This is a genomic window from Labrys sedimenti (assembly GCF_034424805.1).
Taxonomy (GTDB): Bacteria; Pseudomonadota; Alphaproteobacteria; order Rhizobiales; family Labraceae; genus Labrys; species Labrys sedimenti.
The window spans coordinates 1-10,298 of record NZ_JAXOUF010000049.1; the positions used below are offsets into that span (position 1 = coordinate 1).

Here is a 10,298-nt window from a genome sequence, read left to right on the forward strand (position 1 = left end):
GCCTGACACTCAAACCCTTGCATCAAACACATGAAATAACCCCGCCAAAAAATGACGGGGTTTGTCAGCAGTCTGAACCCCGGCAGAGCCGGGGTTTTACATTTGAGCGGTTTACTTACTCGCCTGGAACAGACGATCGCGGGACCCGGTCAGATGGTCATGCATGAGCTGTTTCGCCTTCACTCCATCGCGGGTGGCGATGGCCTTGGCGATGGCCTCATGTTCCGCAAACACCCGTGTGAGACCGGTCGCCTCGCGTTTGACCGAAGCGCCATGAAAGCGCATGCCGACGGCGATGTGGTCCTTCAGGGCTTCCATGGCGGTGAAGAAATAGCTGTTCTGGGCTGCTCGCGCGATGGCGAGATGGAACTGGAAATCCGCATCTTCCCGGTGGGATTGCCGGTTGGTGGCATCGCGCATGAGTTCCAGCGCCTGGCGAATGGCGGCCAGATTGGCGGCGTCGTGGCGCTCCGCCGCCGCCGCTGCCGCTGCCGGCTCTACCGTCAGCCTGAACTCGTAGCAGTTCAGCAGGTCGGCGACGTTTTCCAGCTGTCCGAAGCCGAGCGGCTCCCGCATGCCGAGCGCGCGCACGAAGCTGCCTGCCCCTCGCCGCGAATAGATGAAGCCCTGCTCGCGAAGCCGGCGCAGCGCCTCGCGGATGACCGGACGCGAGACCTCGAATTCGATGGCCAGGTCATGCTCGGTCGGCAGGCGCTCATCCGGCTTGTAGGCACCCGACTTGATGGCACGATGCATGCGCTCGAAGACGAGATCGCCGAGGCTCCTGCGCGCTGTTCCGTTTTGCAAACCCATCTGTCATCCCGTCCTGCGGAGGATCTGGCCGGCGATCCTGCTCAGCGCATCCGGCTGCCCGAACCCTCCCGATTTTGCAATGATGCAATGGCCTTGGGCGTGGGCCAAGCCCAGTCCCGGCAGGCATTCGCCCAGGAGCCGAAACCGCCTGATTTCCATTTTTTCCAGCACGGCCTGCGCCGTTTCTCCGCCCGACAGCAGCAGTGTCGATGCCCTCGCAAGGCCCGAAAACACGCTCTGCGCAAGGGCATGAGAGACCTCCTGCGAGGTCGCGGGCTCCTCGCCCGGCACCGCCTGTACGAGGGTGATGGCGTTGCCATCGGCGATGGCCTCTGCCAGGCGGCCATTGAGCGCCGGCAAATAATGTGGATCGAAGGAAGCCTTGAGTGCATCGACCTGGGCGAGGGTGATCGGATCGCGAGATCCAATCACGAAAAGGGCGGGGCCATCCGCAATCTCGACCATGCTCCCGGTAGCGCGCCCGCTGAGGCGTTCGGCAAGCGCTTCCGCCAGGCCTCGCGCGCCGATCAGCAGATCGACGCCGGCCTCTTCCGATCGGGCGAGCCAGGCACGCATCTCGTCCTGATCCGAAATATCCGGAATTGTGGCACGCGTTGCATGCGGGCCCAGCGCCTCGGCAAGGGAGATCGGCGCGTCCACGCCGAACCCGTGCACATGGCCGGCCTTGACCACCCGCCCGAAATCGGGGATCGCCGGGGCCGCCAGTGCGGCGCGAAAGGGCAGGGCGTCGAGCTCGGCGGCGATATGCCCCTTGAGGCGCGAATCCACCTTCTTGAACAGGCGGATGCCGGTTGGCAAGGCGGCCAAGGCCGCGATGGTCAGACGCCGTGCCATTTCGGCGGTCAGTTCGCGGGAGCCGAGATTGATCGAAACGACGTCCGGCCCTTCCCGGACAGCTTCCTCAATGGCATCGATCGTCAATGCCACCTGCGCATGCATGCCCCGCGCCGCGAATGGCGCGGCGGTATCCAGTGCTCCTGTCAAATCGTCGGCAAGAATGGCCAACATCGCGTTTCTCAAATTGTTGTTATCTTTTGTTCTCCATTTATCATTGAAATGTCAATGTTTTTTGCAAAAATATTACAAATATAGCCCGGTTGATGCTCGGCCGTGTGGGCTTGAGCCATGCCGACGGGGAAAAGCCTGTTTGGGGCGCCCGTGCCGGCAGGCTGCTTCCATGGGCCTGCTGCCCGATTGATCGGATTATCGGGGCGGCTTCTGCTCTCGAGGGCGCATCAGGGGTGAACGAGGCCATGCGCCGACCGGGCTGGCAGGCGAAGGTTCGTTGCTGTCGGTCACCCGACATCTCCTCCCTGAAACCGCCGGCACGACTTGGCCCGGTGGATCCGGGGCTCGGCACGGCGAGCCAAGCCTATGATCATCTCCGGTGGGCAGCCGGACGACTCGAGGAGGCCCGTTCGATCAATCTGCATTCGATCTTGTGAATGCGGCGATGCGACGATGCGGGTTTCTTCGCCAATTGCCCGATGGCCCAGGCGCCCATCGAACGATGCGGAAGCTCGAGTGTCGTCAGCTGGGGCCGTAAGTGACGGGACAACTCGTCATCGTCATATCCGACGATGGACAGATCCGCCGGTATCCTCAGGCCAGCCTCGGCAATCGCAGTGAAGCATCCCATCGCCATCTTGTCGTTCTGGCAGAAAATGGCGGTCGGCGGCTCCTCGAGCGACAGGAGCCTTTGCGTCGCCTCGAAACCGGAAGTCGGCGTCCAGTTCCCCTCGACCACAAGGCGGCCGTCATAGGGGATGCCGGCCTCCGCCAGGGCCTGCCTGTAGCCGGCGAGCCGGTCCTGGGCCGCCTCCATGAAGCTCTCTCCCACGATCGTGCCGATGCGTCGATGCCCCTTTGTTATGAGGGAAACAGCCGCCATCCGCCCACCGGTCGCCTCGTCGGGGACCACCGCCGGAAAGCGGTCGTCGCTCGTATAGCAATTGAGCAAGACCAAGGGGACGGGAAGGCTGTCGAAAGCTGGATCCAGTGAAACGCGGCGCGTGAAGATCGACATATAGACGATGCCTTGTGCGCCGGCCTGGAGAAGCCGGGCTATGGCTTTGCGCTCATGTTCCGCGCGGCCCTGGGTCTGCGCCACCAGAATGGTCACGTCGTTTTCCCAGGATGCCTGCCGGGCGCCATCGATGGCGTTGACGGCCTCCGGCGTCGTTGCCAACTGGTCTACAATGAAGCCGATGCAGCCGCCGCGCAGTTCTTCGAGGCCGGCCCGCCGAATTGGGCTTCCTATGCCGTAACCGAGGGCACGAGCCGCGTTCTGCACCCGCATGTGCAGTTCGGCGGAGATCTTGATATCGGTGACGCCGTTCAGGACGACGGACACCGTGGCCTGCGAGCAGCCGGCTGCCTTCGCGACGTCCATCATCGTCACGCGCTTCCTGGTTTTCCGGTTGCTCACATGTCCCCCTTCGAGCTTCGATCCTATATGGACTAATAAAATTCGGCCATTGACTAATAATTATTAGCTGAAGTAGCGTCTCTGGAAAAATAGGAGGAGATCACTGGATGGCTACGCATCCCTCGTTCAAATACGATATCGCCTCCCAGGTGGCGCAACTCGTCGAGGACGGCATCATCGGACTGAAGGGCGCCTTCAGCCCTGAATGGGCCGATGACATGCGCGACGATATGATGACGGCTTTCTGGGCAGCCATTCAAAGGCCCGGTGGCGCCGTCGGCCGCGGTCCGCGCCGGTGGTATGTCGAGATGCATCCGCAGGCCTTTCGCGGTTTCGCGGATCTGATCACCCATCCCTGGGTCGTGGATGTCTGCAGCCATGTTCTTGGACCGGATTACCAGATCGTGGAGATCGGCCTCGACGTGCCGTTCCAGGGCGCGAAGTACCAGCCCTGGCACCGTGATTTTCCTTCGCCTGCCGACACCTATCGCGACCGGAAGATTACCTCGCTCGCCTTCAACCTCACCGGCGTCGATGTCACCGAGGACATGGGGCCTTTTGAAATAGCGCCGGGCACGCAGTATGACGACGGCCGTGAATGGAAGCATGAGATGTTTCCGGACAAGTCGCTCTGGGGCCGCTTCCAGGAGCGTGCGACCCGCAAATATCCGCAGCGTGGCGATATCTCCTGCCGGTCCGCCCTGACGGTCCATCGAGGAACGGAGCATCAATCGCCCATTGCGCGGCCCGTCATGGTCCTTGGCGTCGATGCGCCCGGGGCAGGGCATGCCGAACTGCATGACATGATGGTCACGCGCGACTGGTACGAAGCCTTGCCCGATATCGCAAGGCAGCATCTTGTTTGCCGGATCGTGGAAGAACTGGTGCCGATCAGCCAGAAGCACGACATCGAAGGTCTCGTGATGGGCGCCGACCCGACCTGAGGGTGGCTCTCAAGATCGGTGCTAGGCCAGACCCTCGGCGATGGCATAGGCGTGAAGGGCGTCCGAGAGGCTATCTTTCCGAGGCAACAGGGCGCGCGTCGTGATCGAGTCGAGGTGGTGTGTCATCAGCGCGACCGCCTCGTCGGTCTTGCCGGCGATCAGCTTGTCCAGCAGCTCCCGGTGTTCCGATACGGCGCATTCGGAGGAATGCGGCCTGCCGTAGAGAGCGAGGATCAACGAGCTGCGCGCGACCAGTTCATTCACATAGCGTATGAGGCTGGCATTGCCGGTCATCTGTGCCAGCAGCGTGTGGAACTCGCCGGCCAGGCGTATCGACGCCGCGTGTTCGGTCCTGGCCGCCTCCTCGGCTGCGATATGGGTAGATAGCGTGTCTATCTGTTCCCGTGTCAGGCTTCCCGAAAGGGTCTCGACCACCAGCCGTTCCAGCGCGATGCGCGTGAGATACAGGCTGCGGCCTTCCTCAAGGCTGGGATGGGAGACCACGGCTCCCTTGTTGGGCCTCAACTCGACAAGTCCCTCCTGGCTCAGGCGAACGAGGGCCTCGCGGACGAGCGTGCGGCTGACGCCCAGCCGTTCGCCTATCGAGTCCTCCGGCAGCTTCGATCCGGGTGGCAAGGCCTGGTCGAGGATGGCCCGCTTCAAGGCTCGGTGAACGGCCTGGGAGCGCCCGCCACCGGTATCGCTTGCCTTCTTTGCCATTCGGGGCCTCCGGTTCCAATGCTTCTTCCCTGGAATTGCATGCGAATATTGTGAGTGTCCAGCTGCTTGTCATCGCAGCGAACATGCCTTTGCCATCGTGATGGTTTGCCAACCCGTTCGACGGACACTCGGCCCTGGGTCCCCGACTGCGGAAGGCCTTTCTGGAAAGGAATATGCACGCATATATTCAAAATTTTACATACAATAATTGCATTCAAAAATCCCGAAAGCGCTCCTCGTCAGCGCGGTCGCCAAGAGTCTATAAGAATTCTCTCGGCTGGGTGGCATGCGACCGTCTCTCGGAGTGTGGCGGCATCCGATTGAATCACCTCAGCTGTCTCCGTTGGCTTGACTTGGGTGTATCGTATAAGTATGCAATATATTATAAATAATGCATACAATCTGCGAGCGTGGCTTGCTGGCTCGGGAGGGCAAGAATATGGATAACTCACAGGTGGGACTGTCTCGACGCGGCTTCATGGCGGGCGCCGGTGCCGGAAGTCTGGCGCTGGGGCTTGGCTTGGCGGCAGGCGCAGAAGCGGCGGACGGGAAATCGATGATCGACGTCGGCGCCGTGACGACGCCCGTCACCGATGTGACGAAATTGCCGGACGCCTATTACCTGCTCAACGTCCGCCTCGAGACGGGCTTCGTCGAGGAGAAGAAGTCGTGGCTCGACGCTCCGGTCATCACCCACACCAGCACCGAGTTGAAGACGCTGCGCATCGCAGGGGGCAAGATCGCCGAGATCCTCGACAGCAAGGGCGGTATTCCGTCGGGCTCGCCGGCCTATGACGCGCAGGGCCAGTTGTTGTTGCCGACCTTCCGCGACATGCATATCCACCTGGACAAGACCTTCTATGGCGGTCCGTGGGAGGCGACCCTGCCGAGGGAGCATGGCCGAGCCGATCGCATTGCCCAGGAACGCGAGATTCTGCCCAAGCTCCTGCCTCTGGCCGAAGAGCGTACGGCCGCGATGGTCCGCCTGATGCATTCGCGCGGCACCACGGTCTGCCGGAGCCATTGCAATATCGATCCCGTCAGCAAGCTCGGCAATCTCGAGCACCTCAAAGCGTCGTTCGAGCGCTTCAAGGACACGCTGGACTCCAAGATCATCATCTTTCCGCAACACGGTCTTCTCGCTTCCAACAGCGTCGAGCTGATGCGCGAAGCGCTGAAATCAGGCGGCGTCAGCTATGTTGGCGGCGTCGATCCCTCCGCCTTCGACAATGCCATGGAAAAATCGGTCGACACGACGGTCCAGCTCGCGATCGATTTCAACGTCGGGATCGACATCCACATCCATGAGCCGCGTCAGACGGCCATTCCCGCCTTCAATCGCATCATGGATCACATGGAGAAGAGCAAGCAGCTGCAGGGGAACGTGACCTTCAGCCACGCCTATTCGCTGGCCGAACTCTCCAAGGAAGAGCTTGGCGACGTTGCTGCCCGCATGAAGGCGCTGGGCGTCACCCTCGCCAGCGCGGTTCCCCTGGGCAAGGACGCGATGCCGCTGCGCGAACTGCACGAGGCCGGCATCAAGGTGATCTGCGGTACCGACAGCACGATGGATTGGTGGGATTCGTTCGGCAATTGCGACATGCTGCAGAAGGCCAACGAAATCGCCCGCATCCAGTATCGCAGCACGGAGTTCGAGATCAATCGCACGCTCGGATACGCCACCGGCTTTGTCACCCCGCTCAACGACAAGGGTGAGCAGGCTTGGCCGAAGGTGGGCGACGAAGCGAGCATGAATCTCCTTCCCGCCAGCTGCTCGGCCGAGGCAGTCGCACGCCTTCCCGCCCGCAATGCCGTGTTCCACAAGGGCAAGCTCGCCTACGGCACGCTCCCCACGGCCGGCTGACCTTGTCCGTATACGCGAGCGCCATGGAACGGGCCGTCGTCAGGGCGGCCCGCATTCTCCAGGGAGTGGCGCCGGGGATACGACAAGGCCGATTTGCTACCCGCTGCGGGCTTCGTCGAGAGCCTCAAGGAAGTGGTGCAGAGCCTCGCCGATCTCCCTCGGCGAATCTTCCTGGAGGTAGTGAATACCCTTGACCGTCACTTCGCGCTGGTGAGGCCAGCTGCGGCATATCTCGCGCGCCCGGCCGGTGAGGATGGCGCCGGGCTCGGCATTGACGAACAGCTTCGGGATAGCTGCCGTCGCCAACCAGGCGCTGTATTGCCGGACAATGGCGAGCACATCCGCCGGCTCCCCCTCGATCGGCAGTTCACGTGGCCATATGAGGGTCGGCAACCGAGCCTGGCGTTGTACGAACGGCTTGCGGTAGGCATCCATTTCGGTCTCGCCCAAGGGGCGGATAATGCTGTTGGGCAGGACTGTTTCGATAAAGAAGTTCTGGTCGAGTACCAGCGCCTCGCCTTGTTCCGAGCGAAGGGCGCGAAAGAATTTGTCGCGCCCCACCGGGAAGTCCTCCCAACGACGTTCGGCAACGATCGCCTCCATGTAGACGATGGCACGGATCTGGTCGCTATGTCGGAAGGCGCGATGGAAGCCGAGTGCCGACCCCCAGTCATGCAGGACCAGAGTGACATTGGCGGTGAGGCCGAGTTGCTCGAACCACGCATCGAGATAGCGCGAGTGATCGACGAAGCGATAGGCGCCGGATGGTGACGGGCCTGATTGGCCCATGCCGACGAGGTCGGGAGCCAGGCAGCGCCCGAACCCGCTGGCATAGGGAATGACGTTGCACCAGAGATAGGATGAGGTCGGGTTGCCGTGCAGGAAAACGATCGGGTCGCCCGTGCCGACGACCACGTAGCTCATTTCGCTATCGAGCACCTTGATCCGTTGGCGCGGATGGGGATCTTCCGGATTAATCATCGTATTCAAGGTCCTGCTCCCTGCCCGGAGCGGTCGAGGCGCCTGTTCGCGTCATTCGGGACCGCTCTCATGGGTGCAAAATAGATCGTCGCAGGCTTTGCGAAAATTCGCTAATATTGCGCAATGCATGATCATTTTCGCACAGGCCGGATCGATTGGGAGGATGTGCGCTTCTTTGCGGCTTTGGCGCGCCATGGCAGCTTGTCGGCGACCGCCCGCGCCTTGCGGGTCAATCACGCCACGGTCTCCCGCCGCATTGCCGCACTCGAAGCCGCCGTCCAGGTCAAGCTCTTCAAACGCGACCCGAATGGCTATCAGCTGACCGATGCAGGCCGGCAGGCATTGCAGGCGGCCGATACCATGGAAAGCGCGGCTGCCGCTCTGTCGCAGCTGGAGCCCGAAACCGCGCTGACCGGTCTTGTCCGCGTCACCACGACGCCGAGCCTGGCCGAGAGCTTCGTCATTCCCAAGCTCGCTGCCTTGCAACAACAGCACCCGCTTCTCGAACTCGAGATCAACGCGGAACGCCGGCCGCTCAGTCTCAGACGGCATCAATCCGATATTGCGCTGCGCATCGGGCGACCGGAAAAAGGAGAGCTCAGGACGCGCCGGGCCGTTTATCTCGCCTATCGGTTCTATGGAACTCCGGCATGGCGCGAACGGATCGTTGCCGGCGCCCCTCCGCGTTTCATTGGATTCGACGAGGCGGGTGCCGATTTTCCCGAGGCACAATGGCTCGCGGCGCAGTTCGAAAATGCGCCAATGGCCTTGCGCTGCAACAATATCACGGGACAGATCGTGGCCGCGCGTGCGGGCTTTGGCATAGCCTTGCTGCCGCATTTCCTGGTAGCGAACGATTCCGGGCTTGTAGAAATAGATCTGTCCCGCATACCGCCATTGCGCGAACTATGGCTGCTGATCCGGCATGGCGCCCAACCGCCGCAGCGCATCCGGGTTGTGGCCGATTTCCTGTTCGATGCAATCCGACAGGAACGCCTGCGCTTCGAAGGGGGCTAGAAGTGATGGCGCCATGCGTGACGGCCCCTCCCTGCGGATCTGCAGGCCGCAAGCCGGTGCCTGTCAGGCGAGGTCCGGGGCTTCGAGCACGGAACCAAACCAGGAAAGGATGGCCGGCCGGTTTTGTTTGGTGTTACCCTCGACACAACGGCGCCGACAATGCATCTGTAAGATCATCGAGGTCCCGCTGCGGCTCAGGCGGGGCGGTTCGACAGTCGAACCAACCATTAGCGACCACCCCCAGAGGGAGCAGCGCGATGGAAGACGATCGGAGATCTGCTTTTTCAGAAAATAGACCGCATCGGATCCGTGGATTGCTTGCCGCCGGCGTTGCAACCTAGATGGTGCTGACGGGCTTTTCCTTGCTGGTGCCCTTGCTCCTGGGGTGGGCCGGGGAGCTGGCGGCCGGCAGTGGGCTTTCCCTTCCCGCCTACGAGGCGTTCTCCATCGTACTGCTGGCCGTCTACGTCATCCCCATCGCCGCGATGGTTTGCCTTGTCGTGGGCTATCCCCTGTGGAGCCTCGCGGGTGCGGCCGGAATGACCCGGCGGCGACATGCATCGGGGTTCGGTGCGGCCGCCGGCGGCATCATCGCGCTCCTGATGCTGCATTCCCATAGTCTGGCCGGGTTCCTCATCGGCTTCTTCCTGGTTCCATATCTCGCGATGGGCCGGCCCTTCCGCCTGCCCGATTGGCTGAGAGGCCTGTCAATGCCTTACGTCGTCCTGGCCTTCGTTCTCTCCGGTGCGATCGCTGGCCTCACCGCCCTGTGCGTCGGGCGCCACGGCACGGCGGGCCTGCGCTGCCTGTTTTGCCGGCGGGCTTGAGCGAGACCTCCTCGAAATTCCCGACATTCGTTTGGAGATAGCCATGATAAAGCAACTCATCCTTGCCTCTTCGTGCTGTGTCGCTGCCCTGAGTAGCCTTTCGACCCCTGCCACCGCTGCCAAGGCGGGGAAAGGCCCGAACGAGGATCTCCCGACCTATTGCGCCCGGGTCGGTACCGACGACACTGTCCGCGAATACACACCGGACCTGCGCGATCGGACGCGGCGTGCCTACAAGAACATTCGAGGCGGAACCGATACGCAAGGCCAAGGGGCCGGCACGTCCCAGGAAGATCCGAGCGAACTCGATGCTCATTTCAAGGTCGACGCGAATTTTCGCTGCATGGACGGCAAGGTGATGGTCTGTTCCGTTGGCGCCAACCTGCCTTGCGTGAAGATCAACATGGCGCGCAACATCCCTGAAATCACGAAATACTGCCGGGAGAATCCAGGCGCCGACGATGGCCATGACCTGGCTCTCGCGATCACGGGTCATGACACAGGGCATAGTTTCCAATGCCGTCATGGTCGCGCTGTCGTGACCGGCGCGACCTGGGCACTCGACAAGCGCGGCTTCGCCAAGAAGATATGGTATGTTCTTCCCGACTAGGAATTGTGGACACTTATCTGATCCATAGGACAGTAGCAGCGAGAGTTACGACGGCGAGATAATTTCTAGCGGT

The 10,298-nt window shown here is 61.9% G+C and carries 10 protein-coding genes; 5 read left to right on the top strand and 5 right to left on the bottom strand.

The features are described from left to right. Positions 1-111: 111 nt before the first annotated feature. The 3 genes from U1R88_RS35000 to U1R88_RS35010 all read right to left on the bottom strand — a co-directional run bounded on the left by U1R88_RS35000 (position 112) and on the right by U1R88_RS35010 (position 3,229). The gene (locus U1R88_RS35000) at positions 112-813 is read right to left on the bottom strand and encodes a FadR/GntR family transcriptional regulator (RefSeq protein WP_068281581.1); all 702 of its coding nucleotides are present in this window, start codon (positions 811-813) and stop codon (positions 112-114) included. A gap of 3 nt (positions 814-816) precedes the next feature. After that, positions 817-1,842, bottom strand: coding sequence for a four-carbon acid sugar kinase family protein (locus tag U1R88_RS35005; RefSeq protein WP_322435482.1), 1,026 nt, complete (start codon positions 1,840-1,842; stop codon positions 817-819). Positions 1,843-2,212: 370 nt separating this feature from the next. Next, positions 2,213-3,229 carry a LacI family DNA-binding transcriptional regulator gene (locus U1R88_RS35010; protein WP_322435483.1) on the bottom strand — a complete coding sequence of 339 codons (1,017 nt, stop codon included), beginning with the start codon at positions 3,227-3,229 and terminating at the stop codon, positions 2,213-2,215. A 140-nt stretch (positions 3,230-3,369) separates the two neighbouring features. On the opposite strand from U1R88_RS35010, the gene U1R88_RS35015 reads away from it, so the two are divergent. Beyond that, positions 3,370-4,206 carry a phytanoyl-CoA dioxygenase family protein gene (locus U1R88_RS35015; protein WP_322435484.1) on the top strand — a complete coding sequence of 279 codons (837 nt, stop codon included), beginning with the start codon at positions 3,370-3,372 and terminating at the stop codon, positions 4,204-4,206. A gap of 21 nt (positions 4,207-4,227) precedes the next feature. On the opposite strand, the gene U1R88_RS35020 is transcribed toward U1R88_RS35015, so the two are convergent. Further along, positions 4,228-4,926 (bottom strand): GntR family transcriptional regulator, encoded by a 699-nt coding sequence (locus tag U1R88_RS35020; RefSeq protein WP_322435485.1) that lies wholly within the window; start codon positions 4,924-4,926, stop codon positions 4,228-4,230. A gap of 439 nt (positions 4,927-5,365) precedes the next feature. Here U1R88_RS35020 and U1R88_RS35025 point away from each other — a divergent pair, with 439 nt between their 5' ends. Then, positions 5,366-6,790, top strand: a complete 1,425-nt coding sequence (locus U1R88_RS35025; RefSeq protein WP_322435486.1) for an amidohydrolase — start codon at positions 5,366-5,368, stop codon at positions 6,788-6,790. Positions 6,791-6,886: 96 nt separating this feature from the next. Here the strand turns inward: U1R88_RS35025 and U1R88_RS35030 are convergent, their stop codons facing one another. Further along, positions 6,887-7,771: a haloalkane dehalogenase gene (locus U1R88_RS35030; RefSeq protein WP_322435490.1), complete on the bottom strand. Its 885-nt coding sequence runs from the start codon at positions 7,769-7,771 to the stop codon at positions 6,887-6,889. A gap of 123 nt (positions 7,772-7,894) precedes the next feature. On the opposite strand from U1R88_RS35030, the gene U1R88_RS35035 reads away from it, so the two are divergent. From U1R88_RS35035 to U1R88_RS35045, 3 genes are all read left to right on the top strand, one after another. Then, positions 7,895-8,788, top strand: coding sequence for a LysR family transcriptional regulator (locus tag U1R88_RS35035; RefSeq protein ID WP_322435487.1), 894 nt, complete (start codon positions 7,895-7,897; stop codon positions 8,786-8,788). 341 nt (positions 8,789-9,129) lie between these two features. Then, positions 9,130-9,615 carry a hypothetical protein gene (locus tag U1R88_RS35040; RefSeq protein ID WP_322435488.1) on the top strand — a complete coding sequence of 162 codons (486 nt, stop codon included), beginning with the start codon at positions 9,130-9,132 and terminating at the stop codon, positions 9,613-9,615. Positions 9,616-9,658: 43 nt separating this feature from the next. After that, positions 9,659-10,225 (top strand): hypothetical protein, encoded by a 567-nt coding sequence (locus tag U1R88_RS35045; RefSeq protein WP_322435489.1) that lies wholly within the window; start codon positions 9,659-9,661, stop codon positions 10,223-10,225. Positions 10,226-10,298 lie beyond the last annotated feature (73 nt).

Bases quoted from the DNA above. Each gene is read 5' to 3' on its own strand.
- U1R88_RS35020 (WP_322435485.1), bottom strand. From the start codon at position 4,926: ATGGCAAAGAAGGCAAGCGATACCGGTGGCGGGCGCTCCCAGGCCGTT.
- U1R88_RS35030 (WP_322435490.1), bottom strand. From the start codon at position 7,771: ATGATTAATCCGGAAGATCCCCATCCGCGCCAACGGATCAAGGTGCTC.
- U1R88_RS35040 (WP_322435488.1), top strand. From the start codon at position 9,130: ATGGTGCTGACGGGCTTTTCCTTGCTGGTGCCCTTGCTCCTGGGGTGG.
- U1R88_RS35010 (WP_322435483.1), bottom strand. From the start codon at position 3,229: ATGATGGACGTCGCGAAGGCAGCCGGCTGCTCGCAGGCCACGGTGTCC.
- U1R88_RS35015 (WP_322435484.1), top strand. From the start codon at position 3,370: ATGGCTACGCATCCCTCGTTCAAATACGATATCGCCTCCCAGGTGGCG.
- U1R88_RS35005 (WP_322435482.1), bottom strand. From the start codon at position 1,842: ATGTTGGCCATTCTTGCCGACGATTTGACAGGAGCACTGGATACCGCC.
- U1R88_RS35000 (WP_068281581.1), bottom strand. From the start codon at position 813: ATGGGTTTGCAAAACGGAACAGCGCGCAGGAGCCTCGGCGATCTCGTC.
- U1R88_RS35035 (WP_322435487.1), top strand. From the start codon at position 7,895: ATGCATGATCATTTTCGCACAGGCCGGATCGATTGGGAGGATGTGCGC.
- U1R88_RS35045 (WP_322435489.1), top strand. From the start codon at position 9,659: ATGATAAAGCAACTCATCCTTGCCTCTTCGTGCTGTGTCGCTGCCCTG.
- U1R88_RS35025 (WP_322435486.1), top strand. From the start codon at position 5,366: ATGGATAACTCACAGGTGGGACTGTCTCGACGCGGCTTCATGGCGGGC.